The sequence below is a fragment of the Mycobacterium sp. DL genome (genome assembly GCF_039729195.1).
Classification (GTDB): domain Bacteria; phylum Actinomycetota; class Actinomycetes; order Mycobacteriales; family Mycobacteriaceae; genus Mycobacterium; species Mycobacterium hippocampi_A.
This window is the reverse complement of record NZ_CP155796.1, coordinates 493438-520240: the sequence shown is the minus strand read 5'-3', so window position 1 is coordinate 520240 and position 26803 is coordinate 493438. Positions and strand designations below refer to the sequence as shown.

Annotated in this window: 25 protein-coding genes; 11 read left to right on the top strand and 14 right to left on the bottom strand. The window is 68.1% G+C overall.

Annotation, left to right across the window (positions count from 1 at the left end; translation table 11 throughout):
* Positions 1-6 precede the first annotated feature (6 nt).
* Positions 7-834: a glycoside hydrolase family 16 protein gene (locus ABDC78_RS02470; protein ID WP_178359585.1), complete on the top strand. Its 828-nt coding sequence runs from the start codon at positions 7-9 to the stop codon at positions 832-834.
* 71 nt (positions 835-905) lie between these two features.
* On the opposite strand, the gene ABDC78_RS02465 is transcribed toward ABDC78_RS02470, so the two are convergent.
* On the bottom strand, positions 906-1067 hold the full coding sequence (locus ABDC78_RS02465; RefSeq protein WP_178359544.1) for a DUF2256 domain-containing protein: 162 nt from the start codon (positions 1065-1067) through the stop codon (positions 906-908).
* Positions 1068-1184: 117 nt separating this feature from the next.
* On the opposite strand from ABDC78_RS02465, the gene ABDC78_RS02460 reads away from it, so the two are divergent.
* The 5 genes from ABDC78_RS02460 (at position 1185) to ABDC78_RS02440 (ending at position 8891) form a co-directional block, all read left to right on the top strand.
* On the top strand, positions 1185-3320 hold the full coding sequence (locus ABDC78_RS02460; protein ID WP_347133305.1) for a lipocalin family protein: 2136 nt from the start codon (positions 1185-1187) through the stop codon (positions 3318-3320).
* 182 nt (positions 3321-3502) lie between these two features.
* Positions 3503-4474: a GGDEF domain-containing protein gene (locus ABDC78_RS02455; protein WP_178359543.1), complete on the top strand. Its 972-nt coding sequence runs from the start codon at positions 3503-3505 to the stop codon at positions 4472-4474.
* 76 nt (positions 4475-4550) lie between these two features.
* Entirely contained in the window at positions 4551-6797 is a 2247-nt protein-coding gene (locus tag ABDC78_RS02450; protein ID WP_347133304.1) for a molybdopterin-dependent oxidoreductase, read from the top strand.
* A 29-nt stretch (positions 6798-6826) separates the two neighbouring features.
* Entirely contained in the window at positions 6827-7582 is a 756-nt protein-coding gene (locus ABDC78_RS02445; RefSeq protein WP_178359541.1) for a hypothetical protein, read from the top strand.
* 49 nt (positions 7583-7631) lie between these two features.
* Positions 7632-8891: an FAD-dependent oxidoreductase gene (locus tag ABDC78_RS02440; protein ID WP_178359540.1), complete on the top strand. Its 1260-nt coding sequence runs from the start codon at positions 7632-7634 to the stop codon at positions 8889-8891.
* A 143-nt stretch (positions 8892-9034) separates the two neighbouring features.
* On the opposite strand, the gene ABDC78_RS02435 is transcribed toward ABDC78_RS02440, so the two are convergent.
* Positions 9035-10825 (bottom strand): Hsp70 family protein, encoded by a 1791-nt coding sequence (locus tag ABDC78_RS02435; RefSeq protein ID WP_178359539.1) that lies wholly within the window; start codon positions 10823-10825, stop codon positions 9035-9037.
* An 89-nt stretch (positions 10826-10914) separates the two neighbouring features.
* On the opposite strand from ABDC78_RS02435, the gene ABDC78_RS02430 reads away from it, so the two are divergent.
* Entirely contained in the window at positions 10915-11373 is a 459-nt protein-coding gene (locus tag ABDC78_RS02430) for a nuclear transport factor 2 family protein (RefSeq protein WP_178359538.1), read from the top strand.
* A gap of 28 nt (positions 11374-11401) precedes the next feature.
* Here the strand turns inward: ABDC78_RS02430 and ABDC78_RS02425 are convergent, their stop codons facing one another.
* Complete coding sequence (locus ABDC78_RS02425) at positions 11402-12073, bottom strand: L,D-transpeptidase family protein (RefSeq protein ID WP_178359537.1); 672 nt, start codon at positions 12071-12073, stop codon at positions 11402-11404.
* Between the two features lie 112 nt (positions 12074-12185).
* Here ABDC78_RS02425 and ABDC78_RS02420 point away from each other — a divergent pair, with 112 nt between their 5' ends.
* The gene (locus ABDC78_RS02420; RefSeq protein WP_178359536.1) at positions 12186-13730 is read left to right on the top strand and encodes an HNH endonuclease signature motif containing protein; all 1545 of its coding nucleotides are present in this window, start codon (positions 12186-12188) and stop codon (positions 13728-13730) included.
* Positions 13731-13749: 19 nt separating this feature from the next.
* Here ABDC78_RS02420 and ABDC78_RS02415 read toward each other — a convergent pair whose 3' ends face one another.
* Positions 13750-14553 carry an SRPBCC domain-containing protein gene (locus tag ABDC78_RS02415; protein ID WP_178359535.1) on the bottom strand — a complete coding sequence of 268 codons (804 nt, stop codon included), beginning with the start codon at positions 14551-14553 and terminating at the stop codon, positions 13750-13752.
* Between the two features lie 2 nt (positions 14554-14555).
* Complete coding sequence (locus tag ABDC78_RS02410; protein WP_178359583.1) at positions 14556-15158, bottom strand: helix-turn-helix domain-containing protein; 603 nt, start codon at positions 15156-15158, stop codon at positions 14556-14558.
* Positions 15159-15221: 63 nt separating this feature from the next.
* Between ABDC78_RS02410 and ABDC78_RS02405 the strand changes: the two genes are divergently transcribed.
* On the top strand, positions 15222-16718 hold the full coding sequence (locus tag ABDC78_RS02405) for a bifunctional phosphatase PAP2/diacylglycerol kinase family protein (RefSeq protein ID WP_178359534.1): 1497 nt from the start codon (positions 15222-15224) through the stop codon (positions 16716-16718).
* On the opposite strand, the gene ABDC78_RS02400 is transcribed toward ABDC78_RS02405, so the two are convergent.
* Positions 16672-17280 (bottom strand): phosphatase PAP2 family protein, encoded by a 609-nt coding sequence (locus tag ABDC78_RS02400; RefSeq protein WP_178359582.1) that lies wholly within the window; start codon positions 17278-17280, stop codon positions 16672-16674. The genes ABDC78_RS02405 and ABDC78_RS02400 overlap by 47 nt on opposite strands.
* 186 nt (positions 17281-17466) lie before the next feature.
* On the opposite strand from ABDC78_RS02400, the gene ABDC78_RS02395 reads away from it, so the two are divergent.
* The gene (locus ABDC78_RS02395; RefSeq protein WP_178359533.1) at positions 17467-17949 is read left to right on the top strand and encodes a hypothetical protein; all 483 of its coding nucleotides are present in this window, start codon (positions 17467-17469) and stop codon (positions 17947-17949) included.
* 34 nt (positions 17950-17983) lie between these two features.
* On the opposite strand, the gene ABDC78_RS02390 is transcribed toward ABDC78_RS02395, so the two are convergent.
* Positions 17984-18748 (bottom strand): trans-aconitate 2-methyltransferase, encoded by a 765-nt coding sequence (locus ABDC78_RS02390; RefSeq protein ID WP_178359532.1) that lies wholly within the window; start codon positions 18746-18748, stop codon positions 17984-17986.
* Positions 18749-18796: 48 nt separating this feature from the next.
* Here ABDC78_RS02390 and ABDC78_RS02385 point away from each other — a divergent pair, with 48 nt between their 5' ends.
* Complete coding sequence (locus ABDC78_RS02385) at positions 18797-20011, top strand: alpha/beta fold hydrolase (RefSeq protein WP_178359531.1); 1215 nt, start codon at positions 18797-18799, stop codon at positions 20009-20011.
* Here ABDC78_RS02385 and eccE read toward each other — a convergent pair.
* The 7 genes from eccE to ABDC78_RS02350 are packed head-to-tail and all read right to left on the bottom strand — an operon-like array spanning position 19998 to position 26803.
* Complete coding sequence (gene eccE, locus ABDC78_RS02380) at positions 19998-20918, bottom strand: type VII secretion protein EccE (protein ID WP_178359530.1); 921 nt, start codon at positions 20916-20918, stop codon at positions 19998-20000. The genes ABDC78_RS02385 and eccE overlap by 14 nt on opposite strands.
* A complete protein-coding gene (gene mycP, locus ABDC78_RS02375; RefSeq protein ID WP_347133557.1) occupies positions 20915-22288 on the bottom strand; it encodes a type VII secretion-associated serine protease mycosin in 1374 nt (457 codons plus the stop codon). The genes eccE and mycP overlap by 4 nt, the downstream gene beginning before the upstream one ends.
* Positions 22288-23742, bottom strand: a complete 1455-nt coding sequence (gene eccD / locus ABDC78_RS02370) for a type VII secretion integral membrane protein EccD (RefSeq protein ID WP_256736136.1) — start codon at positions 23740-23742, stop codon at positions 22288-22290. Before eccD ends, mycP begins: the two co-directional genes overlap by 1 nt.
* Positions 23724-24593 carry an ESX secretion-associated protein EspG gene (locus ABDC78_RS02365; RefSeq protein ID WP_178359528.1) on the bottom strand — a complete coding sequence of 290 codons (870 nt, stop codon included), beginning with the start codon at positions 24591-24593 and terminating at the stop codon, positions 23724-23726. Before ABDC78_RS02365 ends, eccD begins: the two co-directional genes overlap by 19 nt.
* Before the next feature lie 9 nt (positions 24594-24602).
* Positions 24603-24890: a WXG100 family type VII secretion target gene (locus ABDC78_RS02360; protein WP_178359527.1), complete on the bottom strand. Its 288-nt coding sequence runs from the start codon at positions 24888-24890 to the stop codon at positions 24603-24605.
* Between the two features lie 30 nt (positions 24891-24920).
* Positions 24921-25214, bottom strand: a complete 294-nt coding sequence (gene esxG / locus ABDC78_RS02355; protein ID WP_178359526.1) for a type VII secretion system protein EsxG — start codon at positions 25212-25214, stop codon at positions 24921-24923.
* Positions 25211-26803 (bottom strand): PPE family protein, encoded by a 1593-nt coding sequence (locus ABDC78_RS02350; RefSeq protein WP_256736135.1) that lies wholly within the window; start codon positions 26801-26803, stop codon positions 25211-25213. The genes esxG and ABDC78_RS02350 overlap by 4 nt, the downstream gene beginning before the upstream one ends.

The following is a 26803-nucleotide window of genomic DNA, read 5'->3' as shown; positions in this document are numbered from 1 at the left end:
CCAGAAATGGATCGCCGCCACATGATGTTCATGGTCGGTCTGGGCGCGGCGGCCGCCGCCTTGCCCGGCGCCACGGCCCACGCCCAGCCGGTATCCCCGGAAGTCGACACCGGCCCCGTGATGCTGTTCCAGGACGAGTTCAACGGTCCGGCCGGCTCCCCGCCGGACCCGGCTTGGTGGTTCATCGTCCCGGCGCGCGAGACCATCAGGAACCCCCACGAATGGGACAAACCCTTCAACATGGGGCGCTACGTGACCGATCAGGAGCACGTGTTCCAGGATGGCAACGGCAATCTGGTCATTCGCGCCACCCGCGGACCCGGCACCACCATCCAGGAGAAGTACGCCAGCGCCAAGATCGTCGGCAACTGGCGTGGCGGTATGGGGACCACGTGGGAAGCGAGAGTCAAGCTCGACTGCCTGACCGACGGCGCGTGGCCCGCTTTCTGGCTGATCAACGACAACCCGGTGCGCGGCGGTGAGATCGACCTGGTCGAGTGGTACGGGAACAACGACTGGCCGTCGGGCACCACGGTGCACGCCAGGCTGGACGGCACCGCGTTCGCCACCCATCGCCACCCCATCGACAACGCGTGGCACACCTGGCGCATGACATGGCTTCCGACGGGCCTGCACTTCTGGAAGGACTACCAGCCGGGCATGGAGCCGTTCTTCGTGGTGCCGGCGAACTCGATCCCGGACTGGCCGTTCAACGACCCCGGGTTCACGATGGCACCGGTGTTCAACATCGCCGTCGGCGGCTCAGGTGGCCGCGAGCCCGCGGCGGGCACGTACCCCGCCGAGATGCGCGTCGACTGGATCAGGGTCTTCTGAGGCGTGCCACGGCGATCACTCGCGCTCAGTCCCGAAAGTACGCTTTCTGAGGCATTTCTCGAGTAACGCCGTCAAGAACCGTGCGCTCGAGGCAGATCCGGTGCACCACTGCCGCGGCAACGGCGTGAGCAGTAGATGACCTGATCCCACTGCCCCCGCGTCTTCCACTTCTTTCGATTGTGGAATGGCCTTCCGCAGGCGGCGCAGATCTTCACCTCGGCGTCTTTGTCCATCGTTCCTCCATGCGCGACTGTACGAGTGCCCGCACCGCCGCCCGGCAAAATGACGTCTCGCTGACGTTGCCGACAATTCGGTCCACCGCCGGCCGATCCACGGTTTAATCCCAGACCGTGACGTCGACTCGTTGGGCGATCTGGCTGGGAACCTTCGGCGCGGGTGCGTGCATCGCACTCGGCGCCGGACAGGGTGTCGCCGCGGCTGACACGGACTCCTCAGACAGCGGTGGTTCGACGAGCCGGTCAGGACAGGACTCGTCGCAGACCTCAGATGATTCGTCGGCCAAGCGCGACGACGCGGAAAGCTCGAAGGACACGTCAAGCTCCAAGGACACCTCAACCGATCCTGCGTCGGTTCCGTTGTCCAAGCGCTCAGACAAGGCGGAAGAGGAATCCGAGTCCGACCGGGTGAACACGCTGGACCGCGAGACCGCGGCAGACGACAGCGCTGCGCCCGATGCTGAGCCTGCCGACGCCGATGCCGACGCCGACGCCGACGCGACGACAACGACAAAGCGCTCGGCTGTGCCCGCGCCGGTCGACGCGGTCGTTGATGACCAGTCAACGCCGGCTGCCGAATCCGAGACGTCTCCCCCGCAGGAGAGTTCAGCCGAAACGACCGCCGTCACCCAACCGGTGGTGCCGGACGTCGTAGAACCCACACCCGTCGAGACTCCGGTTGTCGCCCCGGTCGCCGCCACCGTCAAGACCGCCGCGACCGGCACCCCCCGCTCGCCCGGACCGGTGGCGACCGCACTGCTCAACGTGATGTCGGCGCTCGGTTGGTCCGCACGCCCCGAGACGGTGGAGGCGTTCCCAGCTCTTGCGCCCTGGGGCAACACGGCGACCGCCTCGGCCACCGTCGCCGCGGCGCAAACGGCCGTGCAGACGGTCACCGGCGTCCAGACCGGGCGCGCCCAGCTGACGATTCCAGTCGGCCCCGACGGGTTCACCACCCGCGCGGACTGGTACCTGCCGACACAGGCGGACGGTTCGGTGGCGGCAACGGGCGTGATCTGGCTGCAGCACGGCTTCTTCGGCAACAAGCTGTTCGTCTCCGCACTGGCACGGACACTGTCGCAGCAGACGAACAGCATCATCGTGGCCCCCAACCTGCCGTCGTTCGCGCCCTGGTCGTGCGCCGCCTGCCAGATCAACTCGGTGGAGATGCAACAGGCGGTCGCCAGCATGTTCCTGGGCGATCGCACATCGCTGAACACCAGCGCGACAGCCGCCGGACTCCTGAGCGGCCTGCCGGAGAGCTTCATCCTCTCCGGTCAGTCAGCCGGCGGCGGGCTCGCGACGGCGGCCGGCGGCTTCTACAACGCCGACCCCCTCAACGAGGGTGACCTGCGCGGTGTCGTGATGTTCGACGGCGTCTCCCGGCTCGGACTGACGGGTGCCCTGCAGAGCCTCGACGACCCGTTCATCCCCGTCTACCAGATCGCGGCACCCCCTCAGCCGGGCAACGCCTCCGGGGTCACCACCACGGAACTGGTCTCCGCCCGCCCCGGGCAGTTCGTGGGAGTGACGCTGGCCCGGGGGTCGCACGCCGACTCGCTGATCGGCGCCAACCCGCTCGTCGACTTCTTCTCCCAATTGGCGACGAGGTTCTCCCCACCCGGCAACACCCAGGCCGTCTACACACTGGCCACCGGCTGGATCAACGACCTCTACCAGGGTCTGGGCCCGACCGACGGCACCGGCATCTACGGGGCGCCCAGCGACTACATCGTCATGGGCGAAACCGCGGCGATCGTGCTCGGCCCCCCGCCGGTCGTCGACATCGACAGCTACCTCGGCACCTGGTACGAGGTGGGCAGCGTCAAGCAGTTCTTCTCGATCGGGCTGGTCAACACCACGGCCGTGTACAGCCTCAACCCCGACGGGTCGATCAAGGTCGAGAACTCCGGCAACTACTTCTTCGACAACGGCCCGCAGTCGACCATCACCGGCGTCGCGTTGCCGGTCGACACCTCGAACAACAAGCTCAACGTCCGCTTCTTCGGTGCCGCCTCGGCCAACCCGCCCGGCAACTACTGGATCGTCGACCTCGACCCCGACTACCAGTGGGCGGTTGTCAGTGACTCCACCGGTCTGAGCGGATTCCTGCTCAGCCGGACCCGGGTCGTGTCCGACGATCTCTACCAGGAACTGCTGGACCGGGCGTCGGTCAGCGGCGTCAGGGGATGGATCACTCGGACCCGGCAGCCCGCAGCCACCGCGGAGGTCGCCGCAGTCTCGGTCTGACCACGCTCGATCCACAGGCGCTGAGGAACCCCTGCCAGATCAGTTTGCTGGCCGGTACAGTCGCCGTGGGGGTGCGGGGCGGGTTGTTACGAATACAGCGGTGGTGGCAGGAGCCTGACCACTTCGATTGGACCACACAGTTCCTGAGGCAGCGAGGCCTGCTGCGCTCGGCGCGGATTGTGATGGCCATCGTCGCCTCGTCGGCGGCTCTGGTTCCCATCAGCTTCCTCGGAGGGCTGCGCTGGCCCCCGGTGCCCCTCATCGCACTCGGCGTGGTCGGCGCGATCATCACCATCGGGATGACCGCGTTCTGGCTCGTCCGGTGGCCGACGCGACGACAATCCGAAGCCGCTGTCACCATCGGGGTGCTGCTGATCGCCGTCTGGAGCCTCGCCCAGCCCACCCCCGCCCTTGCGCTTCTGACGTGCACCGCCACTGCCGTCACCGGCGGTTACATCGCTTTCCTCCACAGCACCAAACTGCTGCTGTTCAACTTCGTGGTCGCCATAGCGATTGCGACGACGGCCTCGTGGCGGTTGGCCGAGGCAACCACAGTCGGGACCGCCATCGCAGCGTTCTGGCTCGTCTGGTTTCTCAATCTGACCGTGCCGCTGTCCATTCGGGGCATGGCCCGGGCTGTCGGCACATTTGCCATGCGATCGGACGCCGATCCCCTCACCGGACTGCTGAACCGTCGCGGCTTCGCGCACCGGGTCTCCAGTGAGCTCATGGGTTCGTATCCCACTGACAGACACTTGACCTTGGTGATGGTCGATCTCGACGACTTCAAGCTCGTCAACGACACGCATGGGCACGCCGCCGGCGACCGGGCGTTGACTGCGGTGGCAGAACTACTGCGGCAGCACACCCCGCCGAGTGCAGCCATCTGCCGCGCGGGCGGTGAAGAGTTTCTGATCGCGATGATCACCGACGGCAACCCCGCCGATTCGATAGCGGCACAACTGTGTACGGCGATTGCCGCGCTTCCGCACGACGTGACGGCGAGCATCGGCACCAGCGGGATGCCACTCGAAGCGCTCCGGGGTCGAGGTAGCGGATCGCTGCTCGACGACCTCATCGCGGCGGCGGACGCCGCGATGTATGCCGCCAAACGCAGCGGCGGTAACCGGGTGCAGCACGGCGCGAGGCTCTAGGCCCCCGGCGTCGCCCGAAAGTGACGTCTCGGCGAAACCCGACCGGATTGCCGCCCCGCCGCCCTACGCTGAGCGGGTGCTCAGCATTCCAGAGTCGACCATTCCCGAGTCGACCAATCCAGAGTCGACGACGTCCCCGGGTATCTGCCGCATCTGCTCCGCGCACTGCGGAGTGCTGGCCACCGTCACCGACGGCCGGCTTACCAAGGTCACCGGCGATCCCGACAACCCGATGTTCCTGGGCTACACCTGCGCGAAGGGCCGGGCGCTGCCGGAGATCCACAACAACCCCGCCCGCCTGCTGCACAGTCAGAAGCGGCAGCCCGACGGAACGTATGCACCCGTCGAGAGCGAACGCGCGATGGACGAGATCGCCGACCGTCTGCGCGACCTGATCGAACAACACGGGCCCCGCTCTGTGGCGATGTACCTGGGCACCAACGGCCTGCCCTACCCGGCGAGCCCGCTGATGGCCAACGCGTTCCTGCGGGGCATCGAGTCGCCCATGTTCTTCACCGCCAACACGATCGACCAGCCCGGCAAGCAGATCGCCCTGGCCGCACACGGGCATTGGCTCGGCGGCGACATCAACTTCAACGAGGCAGACAGTTGGATGCTGGTCGGGACGAACCCGATCGTATCCAAGGCGATCGGCATCCCGGGGCAGAACCCGGCCCAGCGCATCAAAGACGCGATCGGTCGCGGCATGAAGCTGATCGTGATCGACCCGCGGCGGTCGCAGACGGCGGCGCGCGCTGCGATCCACATCCAGCCCCGCCCCGGCGAGGACGTGCCGATCCTTGCAGCGATGATCAACCTGATCATCCGCGAAAATCTGTGCGACACAGAATTTTTGGAGCCGAATGTCGTCGGTTTCGACAAGCTCGCCGAGGCGGTGTCGGCGTTCACCCCCGAGTACGTCGCCGAGCGCGCCGACATCCCCGCCCAGCAGCTGATCGACGCGGCGCATCTGTTCGCGACGTACGGCACCCGCCCCGGCATGGTGAACTGCGGGACCGGCGCCAACTTCGCGATGCACGGCAGCCTGCTCGAATACCTCGCACTCTGTCTGACCACGATCTGTGGGCGTTGGCAGCGCGCCGGCGAACCCGTCACCAGGCCCAACACGCTGATGCCGGCCTACACCGCCAAGGCCCAGGCGCTGGCGCCCTACGAGGGATGGGGCTACGGCGAACAGCTGCGGGTCCGCGGCCTGACCGACACCGTCAGCGGAATGCCGACGGCCGCACTCGCCGACGAGATCCTGCTCGAGGGCGAGGGCCAGGTGAAGGCGCTGATCTGCATCGGCGGCAACCCGATGGCGGCCTGGCCGGACCAGCGCAAGACCCAGCGTGCGATGGAGACACTCGATCTGCTGGTCACCCTCGACACCGAGATGTCGCTCACCTCACGGCTGGCCGACTATGTCATCGCCCCGATGATGCAGATGGAGACACCAGCGATGACGCAGGGCAGTGAGCTGATCAAGTACTACGCGGCGGGCACCGGCATCCCCGCCGCCTACGCGCAGTACGCGCCGAGATTGGTTGCTCCCCCCGAGAGTTCGGACCTCGTCGAAGAGTGGAAGTTCTTCCTGGGCCTGGCAAAACGCATGGACCTCACGCTGTTCTTCGTCAATTTCTTCGGCGGAGGCGGCGGGCGGTACATGGAGTCGCCGCCGATCGTTCTCACCATGGACCGCAACACCGACCTCACCACAGAGGAACTCTTCGCCGAGATGTGTGCGACCGCGCGAATCCCCCTCGACGAGGTCAGCAGCCACCCCCACGGCAAGATCTTCGACGTCGAGGCGATGGTCGAGGACGCGGATGCCGACTGTGAAGCCCGACTCGACATCGGCAACGACCACCTGCTGAGCGATCTGGCAGCGACGCTGGCCGAGGATTTCCGGTCGGCACGCAACAACACCGAGTTCCCGTACCGGCTGATTCCGCGCCGGCACGCCAACTTCATGAACTCATCGGGCACCGGCCTGGCGAAACTGCACCGAGGCAAGCCCTACAACCCGGCCTACATGCATCCGGACACCATTGCCGCTCTCGGCCTGCGCAACGGTGACGCCGTCACGATCGCCTCGCCCCACGACAGCATCCCTGCGGTTCTCGAGGCCGACGACACCCTGCGAGCCGACGTGATCGCCATGCATCACGCCTTCGGCGGGCTCACCACCGAGGATGCCGAATTCCGCTCCCGCGGAAGCAATGTCGGGCGGCTCGTCCCCACCGACATCGAGTACGACACGATCACCGGCCTGCCCCGTCAGGGCAACATTCCCGTGAGCGTGACCGCCTGCGGAGTTTAGGCAATCGCCGCAGGGGACATGATGGAGCAGTGAATCTCCTACCGACCCCCGAGGTGAAGATCGACGACGACGCCGTCGAGGACGCCCTGCGGCGCGCCGTACAGATCATCAACCCGCTCCTGGATGTGCTGTGGGGAACGGATCCGCTGGGCCTCAAGCGACGTCGCGCCGACGAGGATGCCGGGCCGCTCGACAAGATCGCCGACGGTTTGGGGTGTGTCCTGAATGCGGCCGACGTCCCCGGCACGCTGGCGTGGGACGACATGGACACCGACGCCAGGATCAACTGGTGGGTGCGCCGCGTCGGTTCGGTGAGCACGATCGCGGTGGCGTTCCCCGGGGTCTTGGGGGCGGTGGGACGCCAACTGCCGATCCAGGACCTGCTCGGCTTCGCCAGCCAGGCCATCGTGTTGTGCGCGGTGGCCCGGGAACTGGACGTCTCGGACCAGAAATCGCAGGTGCGGATGCTCGCCGAGGTGCTGTGCCACCGCGACCTGTCGAACATCAAGAACAGCGACCCCGCCGACGAGTCGGCGGCAGCGATTCCCCGCACGCCGCTGGGCATCGCCAAAGCGCTGTGGAGGCTCGTCGGACTGTTCGACGCCATCGGCGACGAACTCGCCAAGCGGCCGCACTCGCGCGCCCCGTTCCGATACCTGGGCATGCTGCCCGGAATCGGTGCGATCGCCGCCTACCTGGGTGAACACGGTGCCCTCACCCGAGCCGCGAAGGCCGGGCGTCAGTGGATCGAACGGCATCAGGCGACTCCGTCGCCACCAACCTGATCCCGTCGAATCCGATTCTGGACCGCCGCGGATCAGCCACCATGGAGCGGTGACCGAGAAGACGACCTGTGCGGTCGTCGGTGGCGGCCCGGCAGGGATGGTGCTCGGGCTGCTGCTGGCGCGCGCCGGCGTCGAGGTGACCGTGCTCGAGAAGCACGCCGACTTCCTGCGGGACTTCCGCGGCGACACCGTGCACCCCACGACGCTGCGGCTCATCGACGAACTCGGGCTCTGGCCGAAGTTCGCCGCGTTGCCGCACAGCCGGCTCCGGAAGGGCACGTTCGACGTCAGCCCCGGGCATTCGGTCACCATGGTCGACTTCGGGCGGCTCCGCCAACCCCATCCGTACGTGGCGATGGTCCCGCAGTGGGATCTGCTCAACCTGTTGGCCGAGGCGGGTGCCGCCGAGCCCACCTTCACGCTGCGGATGAGCACCGAGGTCACCGGCCTGCGCCGCGACGGCGGCCGCATCACGGGGGTCCGCTACGAGGGCGTGGACGGCCCGGGTGAACTGAGGGCCGATCTCACCGTCGGGTGTGACGGGCGCGGATCGTCGGTCCGCCGCGACGGCGGATCGTCGGTCCGCCGCGACGCCGGGCTGCGGGTCCGCGAATGGCCGGTCAGCTTCGACGTGTGGTGGTTCCGGTTGCCGCGCCGGCAGGACGACGCGCACTTCACCCTGTTTCCGCGTGTGGCGCCCGGCAAGGCGATGATCGTGATCCCGCGGGAGGGTTACCTGCAGATCGCCCTGCTCATTCCGAAGGGATCCGACAGCCGCATGCGGGCCCGCGGCCTCGCGGCGTTCCACGCCGATGTGCTGGAACTGCTTCCCGAAGCCGGCGAGACGGTCCAGTCGATCACCACACTCGACGACGTCAAGCATCTCGACGTACGGATGAACCGACTGCGGCGCTGGCACACCGACGGGCTGCTGTGTATCGGCGACGCCGCGCACGCGATGTCGCCGGCGGGCGGGGTGGGAATCAACGTTGCCGTGCAGGACGGTGTGGCGACGGCGCGGCTGCTGGCCGAGCCGCTACGCCGGGGCATGGTGACCGACCGTGACCTGGCCGCGGTGCGGCGCCGCCGTGTCGCGCCCACCGCGGTGACGCAGGCGCTGCAGCGCCAGATCGACAAGCGGTTGCTCGGGCCGATCGTGCGCGGCGACGACAGCGCCGGGATACCTACGACGCTCGTGCGATTGGTGGAACTCGTCCCGTGGCTCGCGGTGATCCCCGGCTACCTGGTGGGTGTCGGAATCCGTCCGGAACGGGCGCCGGAGTTCGCGCGCCGACCGGCCAAGGGCTGAAATCGATAGCCGGCTCGATCGGCTGTCCCCTCCGCAGCCGATCGAACCGACGTGAAAAAGATATGCCGCCGAGCCCCCGGAAGGAATCGGGGAAAACCCTATACCTCAGGGGGATTCTGACTTGGTCGTAAATTTCCAGCAGGTTACGGAGTGTCCGGAACCGGTATCGGAATGGGCACCGGGACGAACGGAATGTCGAGATACGTCGTCGTCATCGGCGTGGTCGGGATCGTCGAGACGGTCGTCGTCGTCGGCGGCGGCGGTGACGTCGTCGTCATCGTTGTGGTCGTCGTCGTGGTCGGGGGCGTCGTGGTGGTCGTCGTCGTTGTCGTAGTCGTAGTCGTCGTGGTGGTGGTCGTCGTCGTGGTTGTGGTTGTGGTGGTCGGCGACGTCGTGGTGGTGGTCGTCGGCGCGGGCGTGACGGGCGGAGGCGTCGTCACCACCGCGGGCGGCGGAGCGACCGCTGTCGTGGGTGCCGGTGGCGGCGGCTGCACAGGCTCATTGGTGACGGTCACGGCGTCCTGCGACGGTGGCAGCTCGCTGCTCAGCGGCACGTTGCCCGGGGTCGGGGTGGTCGGTTCGTCGCTGTCGACACTGGTCAGCGCGATGGCAACACCACCTACGGCGACGAGGGCGAGCGCCGCCGCGATCCCGAACACCGCCATCGGCAGACGTTGCCAGGGCTTGACGTCGTCGTCATGCGCGACGGGTTCCGGCTCGAAGTTCTCGGTCGGCTCGTACGCCTCGGCGGTGAGGTAGGGGTCTTCCCCGGAGTAGGGAACGACGTCGTCGCCGGCGTCGTCGTCCTGCGACCACGCCAGTGCCCGGAATGTCGACGACCCCGGATCCGCTGCCGGCGGACCGGGCACTCCGGCCGGCGGTGCGACCCAGGTCGCGGTATCCGCGCTGCGCCCGTAGGCCGCAAAGAGTGCCGCACCGACGCCGGCGTCCAGGGCGGGCTGCGGCGTCGTCACCACCCGGGCGCGCGAGCGCTCCGAAAGGCGTTGCACGATAAGCGGAATGCTCGCCCCGCCGCCGACCAACGCGACCGCGGAGACAGCGGCCCAGCTGATGTTGTTGCGCCCCAACATGTCATCGAGTGCGTCGACGACGCCGGTCAGCGGCCGAGCGATCAACTCCTCCAACTCGGCTCGTGTCACGCGGATGTCGCCGCGGTATCCGGGGAGTTCGACCGACATCCCGGTCACAGTCTCCCGGGACAGCCGCTCCTTGGCAGAGCGGCACTGTTCCCGCAACGATGCCAGCGAACCGACAGCGGCGGTCTGGCCGGGGTCGACGTCGCCTCCGCCGGCGATGCCGTCCAGGACATGGCTCAGCAATGCCTGATCGATCTGGTCCCCGGCGAAATCGGGGAACCTGTCGGTGCCGTCGATCACGGTGAACGCCGACGCCGCGTCGGCCAGCGTGATGCTGGTACCTCCGCCGCCGAAGTCCAACAGCGCCACCACGCCCTGCCTGTTGATGCCCGGGTTGGCGTTCAAGGCGGTCAGGGCTGCCACGGCATCAGGAATCAGCCTCGGCACCATACCGCCGGGCGACAGGATCGAACTGGCTCTCAACGCGGCGTGCAACGCCCCCGTCATCGCCGGAGTCCAGTACGAGGGCACGGCGATGGCCACGTCCGCGGGCGGTTGAGGCGTGGCCAGGCCCGCCATCGACTCGAGCGCTTCGACCAGCAGTTGTTCGGCCGGGTAACTGGCACCGTCGGCGGCCACCAGCGGCACCGAATCACCGATCCGGTCCACGAAACCGGACAGCACCACCCCGTCGCCGCTGTGTGCCGGAGGCGTGCCGACCTCGGGGGCGGCGTGGCCGAAAACAGTCAGCACCGAACGGCGAATCACCGGCTGCTGTCCGACACTCGCTGCGACAAGGTTGGTCGTCCCGATGGACAACCCGAGGGGATCGGTCATGACCCAGGCCACGATAGCGGCCACACCGATTCCGGCCAGTCAGACACTCGGCCTACCCGTGATTGCTGAGGGTGTGCTGCAATGTCGCAATGGGTGACATCGACGACATCAAGCAGGTCAAGTACCGGTATCTCCGCGCGCTCGACACCAAACACTGGGACGAGTTCGCCGAGACTCTCACCGACGATGTGATCGGCCGGTACGGAGAGTCGATCGGCGAGGAGCACCACTTCACCAGCCGCGACGAGCTCGTCGGCTTCATGCGCAACTCGCTGGGGCCCGAGATCCTGACCGAACACCGCGTCAACCACCCCGAGATCACCGTCGACGGCGACGAGGCCAAAGCGACCTGGTACCTGCAGGACCGGGTGATCGCGCCCGACTTCAACTTCATGCTGATCGGTGCCGGCTTCTACCACGACAGGTACCGCCGAACCGAGGATGGCTGGAAGATCTGCGAAACCGGCTACGACCGCACCTACGACGCCTCGATGTCGCTGGAAGCGTTGAACTTCAAGGTCAAAGCCGGCCGCGCACTGAATCTCTGATTCACACCGGCCTGAGCATCTGTGACCGCTACTCGGTGATCGCGATCATCGCGCCCGGCCGCAGCCAGCGCATGATCGTCACCAGCGTGGCATCGTCGATCGCCACGCACCCGGCTGTGGCCCCGCCGTCGGTGCTGTGCACGAAGAACGCACCGCCCTTGCCGGGGACCCGTTCCTTGTTGACGCCCATCACCACTGCATGGGCGTACTGCGGGATCTGCAGGTTCTCGGTGCCCGCGCTCAGCGAGGTGTTGAACGGGCACTCGTCTTTCTTGCACACCTGCATGGTGTTGTAGGTCGGGCTCTCCATGTCGCCGTCCCACCAGTGGTCGGGTCCGACCTGGACGTACTGCAGGCCGCCGCCGGGGTTGGGTTCGGTGCCGAACGCGAAATCCAGCGTGTAGATGCCTTTCGGCGTCATCAATGAACCGTCGAAGTGATTGGGCGACATGCCTTTTGAGCCGATCTTCGCCGGAACCCCGATGCCGCCGGTCACCGGCTGCCAGCCCGCGGCGGTCCGCTCCCAGACATCGAGCTTGGCGTCGGACCCACCTGTGCCGGTGACCGCAAGAACCTGGGTGGCACCTCCGACGGAGCGGGCGAACCACGGCGCCGACTGCGAGAGGGACTGCGGCGCGGTCAGTATGCCCATCACCGCACAGACCATCGCCGCGCACAGCAATATCAGCGATCGGCGCATCGCTCCATCGTGACGGCTCGACGCCCCATCTCCGATAAAGATTCGGCCACGATCAGGTAGCGACGCCGGCATTGACGCCCAGCCGACGGCGTCCCGATTTGTCGGTGGTCGAATGTATGTTCGAAGCATGTCGGGAACGGGTTTGCAGGAGGCGGTGACCGCGTTGCGGGCCGCCTTCGACGCGGTCGCCGCCTGCGACATCGACCTGTTGACCCGCGCAGAGCTGATCGGGCCCCTCGACGATTTGCAGACCCTGACCTGCCAGCTGCCGGCTGTGAGTCAGCGGCTGCTGGCCCGGCTACAGACTGAGACCATTCCGCAGCAGCTGGGCGCCAAGTCCTGGAAGGACGTCCTGACCGTCCGCTGGCGCATATCCGGGGCCGAAGCGAATCGCCGCCTGAACGAGGCCGCGGTGTTGGCGCCGCGACGCACGATCACCGGAGAGCCCCTCCCTGCAGCGCTGCCGGCGACCGCGGCCGCCCAAGCTCTCGGGCTGATCACCAGCGAGCATGTCGCGGTGATCCGCGCTGCGGTCACAAAGTTGCCGGGTTTCGTCGACGCGGCCACCGCCGCCCAGTTCGAAGTCGACCTGGTCCGCGTCGCGGTCGGAGTGGGGCCGAAGGAACTCAAGGAGACCGCCGCGCTGCGGTTGTTCCTGCTCGACCAGGACGGCCCCGAACCCGACGACACCGAACGCGCCCGCACCCGCGGGCTATCGGCAGGGAAACAACAGCGCAACGGCAACATCCCGCTCTCCGGGGAGATGACCCCCGAGGCGTGGGCGACTCTGGAGGCGATCTTCGCCAAATTCGCCGCCCCCGGCATGTGCAACCCCGATGACCCTGAGCCCTGCACGTCGGGCACACCGAGCCAAGCCCAGATCGACAACGACCACCGCAGCCTGGCCCAACGCCAACACGACGCGCTGGTGGTGGTCGGGCGGATCGCGTTGATGAGCGGCCTGGGCGACCTCAACGGACTCCCGGTGTCGATCATCATCCGCACCACCCTCCAAGACCTCGAAAGCAGAGCCGGGGTCGGTGTCACCGGCGGCGGCACCATCATCCCGATCAAAGACGTGGTCCGCCTCGGCGCCCACGCCCACCACAGCCTCGCCGTGTTCGACCGCGCCACCGGATCCGCGCTGGACCTGTTCCGCACCAAACGCATCGCCTCCCCCGCTCAGCGGCTCATGCTCATCGCCCGCGAGAACGGCTGCACCAAACCGTGCTGCACCGTCGGCGCCTACGGCGCCCAGGTTCACCATGTCACCGCCGACTGGTCCCACGGCGGCAACACCAACATCGACGACCTCGGCCTCGCGTGTGGACCCGACAACAGAATGGTCAATACCAACGGCGGCTGGACCACCCGGATGAACGACCGCCACGAAGTCGAATGGATCCCACCACCGGGACTGGACACCGGCCAAGCACGGATCAACTACTACCACCGCCCCGAAGCCCTCCTCCGCCCACCAGAAGAACCCGAACCCGGCGACGCCGAACCGATCGCCTCGGAGCCGATCGACCCTGAACCGATCGTCGCCGAGCGGGTTGCCCCCGAACCCATCACCCCCGAACAAATCGACCCCGAACCGAGCGACCACACCAGCGAACCCGGCGGACCCGCACCACCCGACAACCAAGCAGCCTGACCGCTGGATTCGGCTCGGGCTAAACCACTTTCGCCAACTCTGCCATCCAGGCATGCCATTTCGGCTGTTCGACGGTGGCGATCTCGGCTGCGGTCTCACCGTAGAAGTACATGCTGACCATCAACCGGCTCTGGTCGCCCATGCCGAAACCGCCGATCACCGCGACACCCGGAGCGGGCGCGCTCACGCGCAGCATCATCTCGCGGCTCTGTGCGTCCTGGTGCACTCGCTCCACGACACCGTCCAGTTGCGGCGCCCCGGAGGATGATTGGCAGTGACTTCCGACGTCGAGACCGGACACCCCCAGCGCCGCGGCGAGCGTCGACCAGGCTTCGGTCGCACCGCCAGGGTGCACGGTCATCACACGGGCCGACGCTGCGGGCTGCCCCGCAAAATGGGCGAGGTAGACGCGGAGGACCTCGAAGAATCCTGGCCAGCCCGACTCGAAGCTCTCCAGCTCGTCGTCCCAGTCGTCACGGTCGGTGAACAGGCTGTGCACCATCCGCACCACACAGCGGTCCCCCGACCTGCTCGTCACCACGACCTCGGTCGCCACCGGCGGTGCATCGCCGCTCCAGCCGTGCTCTTCGTACCCGAACCGCACCGGCGGGTCCCATGCGGTCACTACTCCCGGACTGGCCGAGCCGTCTCCGAAGTCGAATTCGATTGCGCCGCCAACTTGTTCGTCGACCAACGTCGGGGTGAACCAGGCGCTCATCCCGGGACCCGTGGCGATGGCATGCCACACCTGCTCAGGAGTTCCCGGCACCAGGAACTCCATCTCGACCCAGCGCCTGCCATCGGCATCCTTGTTCAGTGGCATCGTCACTCTCCCTGTGGCTCAGTGGTTTTCATGGGCATCGGGTAGGCCGCCAGTACCACGCGATGACTACGGCCGCGTGGATTCGTCTCGTCGTGGTAACGCGCCACCAAAGCGGTGACCGCACCGGCCAGTTCGTCGGTGAACGCAGCCCGATCAGCAGCCGAACCGAAGGTGACCGCCGTGTCGATCGACAGCGTCGCCAAGCGCTTGTGCTTGGTCCTTGCAGTCCGCCACAGATCGCCGACCTCCCGGACCGTGCGGGCGGCCACCGCGATCAGATAGCTCGCCGACAAGCGGTCCGCTGCCCTGTCGGGGTCGACGGCCACCGGCCCCAGCGCCGCGGGCGACACGACGTACGACGATGCGGTGGCCACCAGCAGACGCTCGGTCAGTCCGCCCCAGCGCCGTTCGCCGGCCACCTCGACGAGATGGTGCTCTTCCAGCGCGCGCAGGTGGTAGTTGACCTTCTGCCTGGTGATGCCGACCCGCGACGCGAGCGAGGCCGCCGATGCGGGCTCAGCCAGCTCGGCCAGCAGCCTGCCGCGGATCGGGTCGAGCGCGCTGACCGCCGCGGCCCTGTCGGCAATGACCTCGACATCAAGCACGGAACCCATCGTGACCCTTGACAATAAATTTTGTCAAGGGACGCTTACCGCTAAGTTGGCGACATGGACCTGCTCCCTGTTCTTCGTCGTCACCGCGGAATCCGTCAGATCGGCGAGGGCCTGGGCACGCTGGACCGTGAAGTGTTCGAGGCAGTCGCGGAATCGCCCAGCCCGCTCATCGACGCCGTCATGCCGCGTCTGACCAAAGCCGCCGACCACTCCAAGCTGTGGTTCGGCATCGGCGCCGCGCTGTTGGCGTTCGGCTCGCCGTCGGCGAAGCGCGGGGCGGCGCGCGGGCTCGCCACCCTCGCGTTGACGAGCCTGGTCACCAACCAGGGGGCGAAGCGGATTTGGCGGCGGGACCGCCCGAGTCGTCTGCTCGTACCGCTGGCGCGCCAGACCCGGCGGTTCCCGACGTCGAACTCGCTGCCGTCGGGACACTCCGCCAGCGCCGCGGCCTTCGCCGTCGGGGTCGGGCTGGAGAATCCACCGGTCGGGCTGGGCCTGGCACTGCTCGCGGGTCTGGTCGGGATGTCCCGGGTGGCGACCGGCGCGCACTACCCGGGTGATGTGCTGGCCGGCTTCGGCATCGGAGCGGGCCTTGCCGTTCTGGGCGCCAAGGTGGTCCCACCCATAGTGGAAGCACGGTTGCCCGCCTCCGCCGCACCGCTGCGAGTGGACACCCCGCAGCGTCCGGAAGGTGAGGGCGTCACGCTCGTCGTGAACCCCGCGTCGGGTAGCGGCACCGGAGCCCGGGTGCTCGACGAGGTCCGCGAAGCCCTCCCGAAGGTCAAGATCATCGAGTTGGCCGAGGAAGACGACGTCGTGGAGGTGCTGCGGACGGCGGCGCAGGACGCCGAGGCGCTGGCCATCGGTGGCGGCGACGGAACTGTCGCGGCGGCCGCGGCGGTCGCCGTGGAGAAGGGGCTCTCGCTGGCGGTCTTCCCGGCGGGCACCTTCAACCACTTCGCCAAGGACATCGGGTGTGACACCACCGCCAAGACCGTGGAGGCGATCAAGACCGGCTACGTGTCGTGTGTCGACATGGTGTGTCTGAACGAACGTCAGCTGGTGGTCAACACCGCCAGCATCGGCGCCTACCCACAGTTCGTGCAGACCCGCGAGAAGTTCGAGCACAAGGTCGGCAAACCGCTGGCGGGGATCTACGCGATGTTCCACACGTTGCGGCGCGAACAACCGGTCCGCATCAGCTTCGACAACCAGACCATTCAGACGTCGCTGTTCTTCCTCGGCAACTCGGTCTACCTGCCGTCGGGTTTTGCACCGTCACGGCGGACCCGGATGGACGACGGGCTCATCGACATCCGGATGCTGGAGACAGGTCGGCGACTGAGCAGATTGCGGATCGTGACGTCGCTCGCGTTGGGCCGGCTGGAACGAAGCCCGCTCTATCACGAGCTGCGCGTGCCGGAGTTCGCGTTCGAGGCGGTGGACGGCCCGACAGTGCTGGCGCTCGACGGTGAGGTCGGCACCGAGCTGAGCAAGGCCAGCTTCAGCGTGCGGTATCGAGCTCTGCCGGTGTTTCGTCCGGCTGTGTGATGGGCTGAAGCGGCGAGACGAGCAACAGGCACAGAACGAAGTAGGCGTAACCCAGGCCCCATCCGGCGATCACGTCCGACGGGTGGTGGACGTTGAGGACCACCCGGCCGCCGCCGACCGCGAGGATCACCACAACACCGAGAGCGACCAACCACCCGCGCCGAGAGGCCCGGACCAGGGGAAGCGCGACGGTGACCAGCGCCAATACGGCGACGATCCCCCCGAGTGCGTGACCGGACGGGAACGATGTCGAGTGAGCCGTCACCAGCGCGGTATCAGGCCGCGGCCGGTCCACCAGGTTCTTGGCGATCTGGGTCACCAGGCCCGCCAGCTCCACGCTGATCACCAGGAACAACCCGACACGGACATTGCGCCGGACAAAGGCTACGACGATCACGACGACCGTCACCACCCGGAACACGGTCGGACCCAGCACCGTGCAGAACACATCCCATGCCGTCACCCACCCCGGATTCGACTCTCCGATCCGGTACATGGGCTCCAACGCCCACGCGTCGGCGCGCGCCAGCCATTCCCAGTTCTGGACGTAACCCAGCAACATCAGCACGTAGACGCCCACCCCGACCAGGGCAGAGCTGATCAACCAGACTCGGTGCGTTCTCACCTGACAATCTGTACCACCCCGTTAGCTGAGCAAAGCCACGGAAGACCACGAGGCCACCGCCGACTCCCGGAATTCATCCACAGCCGTCCCCGGGGTGCCAGGCGGCTGGGCTACCGTTTCCGCATGGCCGTATTACTTCGGAAGCTCTTCCGTATCGGCAAGCTCCCCAGCGCGTTGCGTGCTGAGGTCGACGCCGAGGGGCTGCTGTTCATCGCCGAGTACGTGCCCGTCACCCGCCGCTTCCACGGCGTGGTGCCCGGGCTGCGTTCCTCCGGCAGCATCGCCAGTTACGTCGGTGCACTGGTCCTCACCAACGAGCGGGTGCTGGGCACGCTGTCCTCGGTGCCCAAGCTGGCGGGTCGCATGATCGACCTGCGTTGGGACGCTGAGCAATCCGGTCCGGTGAGGGCCGAACTGTCCGCCACGGGACTGACCCTCGACGTCGACGTCGCCGCCGTTGATCCGCGGTGCTCCGGCGAACTGTCGTTGCACTATAAGGACAACATTCCCGAGGATGTGCTCAGCCGACTGCCACGCACGTCGCTGGCGTTCGAGGCGCCACCGGAGTTCATCTTCCGCGCGGTCGGCGTGCCGTATCACCCGTAGTAGGCAGAAGCGCCTTCTGAGGACGGGTCCAGCGTCAGGTCACCTGCGCCACCACGAAGATCCGGCGGAACGGGAAGAACGTCTTTCCATCGCGACGCATCGGATAGGCCCTGTCCAGAGCGGGAATGAGTTCCGTCCGGAACTGCTGCCACTGCGCGTCGTCGAGAGCGCTGCGGACCGGACGCAACGCGGTACCGGTGATCCATTCCAGCACCGGATTCTCACCGGCCAGTTCGTGCACGTAGGTGGTCTCCCACGCGTCCACCGAGCACCCCGCGTCGGTCAACAACCCGGCGTAGCCGTCGGCGGTCTTCACCACATCGGAATCGCGGAATGGAAAGTCCCCCAACAGCTCCGACCACTGCGGTCGGCGAGCGAGGTCACGGACCGCCTGGTGTGAGGGCGCGTCGAAGTTCCCCGGCACCTGGAACGCGATCCACGACCCGGCGGCCAGCCGGCCGGCCCACCGCACCACCAGTTCCGGATGGCCGGGGACCCACTGCAGCGTCGCATTGCTGACCACCACGTCGGTGTCCGGCGCGGGCGTCCAGTCCTGCACGTCTCCCACCTGTGCAGCGACCCCGCGCGCCCGCGCCGCATCGACCATTTCCGGGGAGGAGTCCCACGCCTCGATCGTCGCGCCGGGCCAACGCCCGCCCAGCGTCTCGGTGAGGTTGCCGGGGCCGCATCCTAGGTCGACGACCCTTCGGGGTTCAGTTGCTGCGACCCGGGACAGCAGGTCGAAGAACGGCCTGCCCCGGTGGTCGGCGAAGGCCAGGTAGACGTCCGGATTCCACATGCCGCCAGTGTGGCACCACGCCCCGACGCCCGCGTTAGCATTCCAGACGTGGAGTCCAACGGCGCACCCCAGCTCACACCTGACGACGACGAGGAACTGCCCATCCCGGTTCCGGACGTCCCCGGCGCCGACGCGACGGTGCGCGGGTTGCCGCGGCGCACGGACCTCACGCGCCGCGAGCGGCTGATCGTGGACACCTCGGCCATCGCCGATCTGGCGTTGCGCACGTCCATCGCATCTCTGATCGGCGCCACGATGGTGCCGGCGGTGGCCGGCGCACTGGGCCGGTCACAGTCGCGGGCCGAGGAGGAGCACCTGCGGTTCTACGCCGAGCTCGCGGCGGCGCAGGATCCGAATCTGTCGTTCCCCGCTCCGGAGTCGTTGCCGCGGGTCGCGTCTCGGCCCGCGAACCCGGTGGCCGAATGGATCGCCCACGGCAATGTCCGAAACATCCGATTCAACAGCACCTTTGAAGCTGTCAATCCCGCGCTGCGGGACCAGTGCGGAGCCTATGAGCGCAACAACGTCGTCCATGCCCAGCATTGGCGCCATGACGACGGGCCGCGGCCGACGTTGTGCGTGATCCACGGCTTCATGGGGTCGGCCTACCTGTTCAACGGGTTGTTCTTCTCACTGCCCTGGTTCTACCGGTCCGGATACGACGTGATGCTCTACACGCTTCCGTTCCACGGGCGGCGGGCCGAGAAGTACTCCCCCTACAGCGGATACGGCTACTTCGCCCACGGTTTCGCGGGCTTCGCCGAGGCGATGGCGCAAGCGGTGCACGATTTCCGTTCGGTGCTCGACTACCTGGAGTACACCGGGGTGGATCGCATAGCGCTGACCGGAATGTCGTTGGGCGGCTATACGTCCGCGTTGATCGCCAGCGTCGACGACAGGATCCAGGGGGTCATCCCCAACGTTCCAGTCGTCACCCCGGACAAGACGGTGGACGAATGGTTCCCGGCGAACAAGATCGTCGCGCTGCGGGAGCGGATCGCCGGCACGGACCGGCAGTTGTCGGACGCCGCGACAATGTACTCCTCACCCCTGAACTACCGGCCGCTGCCCGCCAAGGACCGCCGGTTGATCATCGCCGGACTTGGCGACCGGCTCGCGCCACCGGAGCAGGCAGAGATCCTCTGGAACCATTGGGACCGTTGCGCATTCCACTGGTTCCCGGGCAACCACGTGCTGCACGTCAGCCAACCGGACTACCTGCGCCGGATGACCCGGTTCCTGAGCGGGTTCATGTTCGACTGAGCGCGGCCCCGGTGGGCCACCGCAGTTGCGAAAGCAGATCGGCGGGCACCGGGACGGGCGTGGCCGACAGCCGTCGGTCCGAATCGGTCGCCAGGGCCGCGAGCGCGGGCCGGTGCTCTCCCCGCTCGGGGGTCAGCCCCGTCAGCGGGGCTCGAGACCCCGGCCGCTCGGCTGTTCGGATGGCGCAGGCGGCCGCGACCTCCGGATGCGCTCTGCTGCCGGTGAATTCGAGCGCCGTCCAGGTCTCGTCGTTATCCGACGTCGACAGCGCGGCAAGCGTGTCGGCAAGCTGCTCGTCGACACGGATCCGGTAAGCGGCCAGGTACCCCCGGCCGTCACTGATGCCGCGCCAGGTTTCCTTGGCCTGCTCGGGCACCGGTGTGGCGGCCGCGTCGTCGGTGCTGACGTCCCAGCCGGTCTCCCGCAGGTGGTCGGCCAACCGCCTGGCAGCCACATCGACGGTGTCCTGCAGCGGCATTCGTGACGACCGCGCGGCCAGTGCCGAGAGATTGTCCGCGGCTCCCAGGGTCAGACCGACCCAGGTCGTCCGTGCCCCGCCGACATCACGGCTGGTGACCCGGACCTTGTCGAAGTCGATGCCGTAGCGGTCGATGTAGCCCGCGATCAGCCCCAGCGGGAGGTCCGTCTGATCGCGGGGTTCGACACGCAACACCGCGGTGGCGAACTCCGAGGACTGGTGGCTGCCGCCGACGTGATTTCGACGGCGCAACATCGCGATTCGTCGGGCCACCATCGTCGTCACGAAAAGTCCACGCCACCAGGCGAACGCGACGACCACCACCGCGACGGCGACACCGAGCAGCCATCGGTCTGCAGTCGACTGCCACGGGTAGGCCAAGGCAGCGGGGATGACGAACAACAGCGCCAGGGTGAGGCGGATGATCATGAGGACGTGTCCTTCCGTTGTGCGCGCGCCACCAACACGGCGAGCACCAGAGCCGCCAGCAGTCCGACGCCGGTGAAGGCAACGGTCCGGGGCAGTGGGTTCTCCGGCGCGGGGGCCGGGGGTGCCGCGGTCTGGCGGACGGCGGCCGGGTCGACGTCGACCTCGGCGGGTACCTGCCAGGTCAGGGCGGCCACAGCATCCACCGTTCCGGCGCCCACCAGATTCGACGGCGCCCTTGCTGCGGTGTGTGCTGTCCCGGTGATCCGACCCACCACCTGCTGCGCCTTCAGATCGGGAAACCTGCTGCGCACCAAAGCCGCAACACCCGACACGTAGGCCGCCGCATAGCCGGTGCCGCCGATAGGCGACATCTCGCGGTCGCTGTTGGGCATCCCGTTGGCCAGGCCACCGTCGGCGTCGTTGCTCACCGACGTGATGTTCTCCCCGGGGGCCGCGATGCCCAGCCACGGACCCGCCATCGTGGACCGCGCCGGCCGACCCTCGGGTGTCAGTGCGCCGACCGACAGCACATAGGGCTGCCACCATGACGGGATCGACACCGAGGTCGCGCTCGACCAGTTTCGGGGATCCGACGGTCGGGCCGGATCGGTGAGCGGGTTCGATTCACAGGCCGCGCCGGCGGTTGCGCCGCCTTCTGTGTCACCGGCCGCGGCGACGATCACCACGTCCTTCTCGACTGCGGCGTATCTCAGGGCCGCACCCAACTCGCTCTGATCGATGTCCATGTTCGCCGGAATGCACGTCACCGCAGAGATGTTGATGACCCGCGCTCCGAGGTCCGCCGCCCGCACCACTGCGCGGGCCAGCGTCGCGACGTCGATGGTGGCCTGCGTGACGGCGGGATCCTCACCGGCGCTGCTCGGCGCGAACCGGGGCGAGGTCTGCCGGATCGACACGATGCGCGCAGCCGGCGCCACGCCCGAGAAGCCGTCCGCGCCGGGTTGGCCCGCGATCAGGCCCGCGACGAGCGTCCCGCGCCCGTCGCAGTCGGTGAGGCCGTCGGTGTCCGCGACGAAGTCGCCACCGGGGTCGACGTTCGGCAGCCGCGGCCCGGGCTTGACCCCGGTGTCGATGACGGCGACCAGCTGACCCTCACCTCGGCTGTGCCGCCAGGCGTCGGACAGATTGAGCGACAGCTGATTCGGATTGACCATCCCCGGGTCGGTGCCGGCGATCACGCCACTGGCGACACACTCGCTGCGCTGCGCCATGGGTTGCACCGGACCTGCGCTGCCGGTCGGTGGGCTCGCCGCCGGATCGACTTCCGGCGGGGTGATCGCCGCGGCAGACGGGCCGCCGACCGCGAGCACGGCCAGCGTCACCGCCGCGAAGGCGCCTGCTCTTCGGATCACCGATTCAGCACCAACGTGAACAGTCCGACCAGATAGGCCATCACCGGGATCAGCGACGCGTCGAAGGCCGTGGCGACGAAGCCGAGCAGTCGCCGCATCGGCAGCGAGTAGGTCTCCGGTTGGCCGATCCGCGGGTTCAGCGCGACCACCGCCCACACCGCGACCAGCCCTGCGAGCACCACCAGCGTCCACCACGCGGCACCGTAGCCACCGTTGGCCGCAAACAGCGCCAGCAACACGGTGGTGACCAGGTACGAGTGCCCGAGCAGCCAGGCCTTGCACGGTGCGGAGTCCCACACCCGCGCGCGCAGTGCCGCGCCGAGTGCTGCGGCGACCACCACGTACCACGCCCAGGGGGAGACGCCCCCGTCGCCGCTGACGGCGGGCCAGAGGACCGCAACCGAACCGATGACCGACAGCAGCACCCCCGCGGCGATGAAGCCGGTCTGGTAGGAGTCGCCCGCGCGGATCCGGCGCGGCAGATCTTCGAGGACCCGCAGTGTGGGCGCCGACGGCGTCGGATCGCCGGGGGCCGGGATGACGGGCACCGGGAGGCGCGCGCACATCGCGGACAGTTGGGCGGCCTGCACCGTGATCAGCAGGGCCACCAGGATCAGCCCGCAGCCCACGCTGACCGGGGTGAGTGTCCACAACGATGCCGCTCCGGCCGCGAGCAGCACACCAAGGCCGGTGGTGGCCGCCGCGGTGAACAGCGCGATGGCACGTTCACCGATCGTGATGCTGATGATGGCCCAGGCAGCCGCCCCTGCGGCGGCGAGCACAACCTGGGACGGACCGAAGCCGCCGGGAACTGCCAGCGCGAACGCCGCAGCCACCGGTGGCAGTGCAGCGGCCGCAAGCGCGGTCGCCAGTTGTGGGGAGCGGGTTCGGCTCAGGAGCGCGCCGAGCACCGTGACCACCGCCACGGCGCTGACGGCGAACAGCCCACCCAGCGAACCGGCGACGACGCGGTGCGCGACGGCCAGCGCGGTCGCGATCAGGATGAACCCGATGACGGCCGCGGCGGCGGCCCGCCTGATGTGGGCAGCGCCCCAGGGACGTTCGCGGGCGGTGGAGAAGATCATCGCGGCGTCGGCGATGTCCTCGACGATGCGCGGCGCCGCCGGACCCGACGGAACCGGCTGCAGTGCAAGCAGATCGCCGTCGACGACGCCCACCGTGTTGAGTGAGGCATCGAGGCTGAACGGTGCCCCTCCGATCGGTGCCAGGCTCAGCGGTTCCGCAGCGTCCCGTGTCTCGTCGGTGGGCGACACGATGCGCCGCACCGCGGGGATGATCTCCCGGAGCGGTAGTTCGGCCGGTAGGGCGACCTCGGTGAGCCGGCCCCTTCCGTCGGTGTCACCGTCGTCGCCCAGCGTGGCGGAGAGCACGGCGATGCGCACGATCGGCATCACCGCATTGTTGGGTGAGATCACAGCGGGCTCTGACATTGTTCTTCTCTCTGGTGCGGGTGTTCGTCGAAGTCTCTGGTGACGGTGTGGTCGGGAAACCACTGCCCGTCGGGTAGTGCGGCGGTCAGCCGTTCGACCGCTGCGGCGATGGCCAGCGGCGCGCCGGGGGCGAAGGTCGAGATCCACTCACCGTCAAAGGCTTTGGACGGGCTGACCAGGACACGGCCGACCGAGGTGTCCACGATGCTGACGCCCACGTCGGTGCCGACCCGGTGTCCGTCGCGATGCTCGCCCGCCACGATCTCCACGTAACTGCGTCTCTCCTCGAACGCGGCCACCACCACAGGGCGCGCGGACGATGGAATTCCCAAGTAGTCCAGCATGTCTCGTACCGAGGCGCCCGCGCGGATCTGCTCGTCGGCCTTGGCGCCGGCACGAGCGGGCAGTGCGAACTCCTCGAAACGCGCGGGTGACCGTCCGGACAGGCCGGCCACCAGCACCGGCACCAGCGCCTGCGGGTGATCGATGTCCATCTGCGTGAACGTCACCACCTCGGCGCTGCGCAGGGCGACGACGGTGCCCGCGGCGTCACGGGCGACGATGCCGCGCAGCATGGCGCCACCGCCGGCGACGAACCTGAGTTCGAGCCACTGGCGAGGGCGGCACACCCGGCGAATCCACTGCGCCACCGAGGGTTCGACCGTCCGGTCAGCGGTCAAGACCCCCAACCGCGTCAGCTGCCGGACCTGATCGTCCTCGAACTGCCGCCGCTGGGCCAGGTCGCTGTAGGGCGGCGTGACGGCCAGTACCCACGGGAAGCTCCCGGCCCCCAGGATGTCGGCGAGAAACCAGGCTGCCTCGGCAGTCAGCTCAACGGCATTAGCGCGCACTGGACCTGATCAGCCCCACTTGGCGCCCTCGGCCTGATCACGTGCGGCCATCGAGGTGGTGTTCATCTCGTGCGTGTTCGCCATGGCGCGGTACGCGCGGACCAACTCTTCCAAGCTGGTGTTCCACTGCGCCTGCCAGGCCTGGTAGGTCGTGCCGGTGTCACCCTGCCAGGCACCCTGCAGCGCGGCCTGCTCGCTGGCGATGTCGGCGCCGACGGCGTGCAGCGCCCCAGCGTAGGTGTTCATCTCGCCTGCGTGGGCGATCATCGCCGGGTAGTTGTACATGATCTGCGACATGTGTGGGCCTCTCCTGTCGTCCGGGGTGGATCAGATGCCGGTGTAGTTGCTTGCGGCGGCGGCGTCTTCGGCGACGTACGACCCGGCGGCGTCACCGATGTTGGCCTGCGCGATGTCGAGCAGCGCGTTGACCTTCGCCGAGACCTCGACGAACCGGGCGTGCGCCGCCTGGAACGCCGCTGAGGACTCGCCCATGTGGAAGGCCTGCGACGACTGCGCGGCCTGTTCGGCCTGGGCGATGGTGCTGCGCATCAGAGCGGCCTTCGCTCCGAAGTTGGCCTCCGAGGCGACGAGCTGTGGAATGTGAGCATCCAAGAGGCTCATGGGTTTTCCTTTCGGTGGTGGTGATCTTCTGGGTCGGTCTTGTCGTCGGCGGTCGGATCCCAGGTCCCCGGCAGCATGGGGCTCTTGGGTCCGCCGCCGAAGGAATCCCCGGCCAGGGTGGTCAGCCCGGTTGCCTCGGCGGTGCCGGTGGATTCGGTTCCGGCGAAGCCCATCGGTCCGGCACCGCGCGTCGAAGCGGTGACCCGCGGTGCGGATGCCGGCGGTGCGTCCTGGTCCGGGCCGTCCTCGTAGTCCATGAAGGCGTCGGCGTAGCCGCGGCCCTTGATGTCCTCCTGCTGGCGGCGCCGGCGCTTGCGCCGTTCCGCTGCCGAGGCCGCCACCCCGGCGGCCGCCGCGGGGATCGTGGCTGCGGGGGCTTTGGCGCCGGTGGTGTCGCGGACGGTCGGGGTGAAACCCTCTCCCGGGTCCTGACCGGCCACGGCGTAGGGCACCAGGGGGGCGGCGGGTGCGGCGGGTGCGGCGGCCGCCGAACCCGACCCGGCGGTCACCGAGTTCACCGGGGTCCCCGCCGGTGCGGTCGGAGCCGCGGGGACACCTGCAGCCGGCAGCGGCTGGGGATCGGAGCGGTTCGCGGGCGTGGAGGACGCCGGCGCCTGCTCCTCGGCGGGGGTGTCGGCGGGAGGGGCTTGGAGCTGGTCCAGCAGATACTGGCCCACCCCGCCGATGATGCCCAGCGTGATCGCCAGCGCCGGGAGCAACAGCAGCGACGGATAGAGGATCGAGGCGCCGATCCACGACACCGCCTGGTAGGCGACGGCCAGCAGGAAGGGGCCGTAGGTGATCAGCGCCTGCGCCGGGTTGGTCAGGAAGTCGGTGATCAGGGCGATCGTGTTGCCGATCGGGTCCTGCAGGAAGTCGATGATGGGCTCGAACAGGAACCGCAGGATATCGCCGTAGAAGTTGATGAAGTCGTTGACGATGTCGCCGATGTTCAACGCTGCGCCCGACTCCACGGCCTGCACCTGCGCCGCGGAGCTCATCAGATCCGCTGCGGCTCTTCCTGCTTCGCCGACGCCGGGGATCAACACGAACGGAGCGGGAGTCGACGCCGGGGTCGCGGCCACCGCCGCACCGGACACCGCCTCGTAGGCGCTCATCGTGGTGGCCGCCTGGATCCACATGCGGACGTAGTCGGCCTCGTTCAGCACGATCGGGATGGTGTTGATGCCGAGGAAGTTCGTCGAGACCAGCACCGCGTGTGTGGTGTGGTTCAGTGCCAGTTCCGGCAGCGTCGGCATCGTCGCCAACGCGGTCGTGTACGCGGCGGCCGCTGTCTGGTGCTGCACCGCCGCGGCGGCGCTGTTCGCGCTCTGCTGCGCCAGCCACCCGAGGTAGGGCGTGTGCGCAGCGACGTACTGCTCGGAGCTGACGCCCTCCCAGGAGCCCGCCTGCACGGCCCCGAGAATGCTCGTGAGTTCCGCTGCCGCAGTGGCGTACTCGGTGCTCAGCGACTGCCAGGCCCCCGCCGCGGCGAGCAGCGACCCCGGGCCCGGGCCGCTGCTCAGCAGCGCCGAGTGCACCTCAGGCGGCAGTGCCATCCACACTGGCGCGGTTACCGGGGCGGTCAT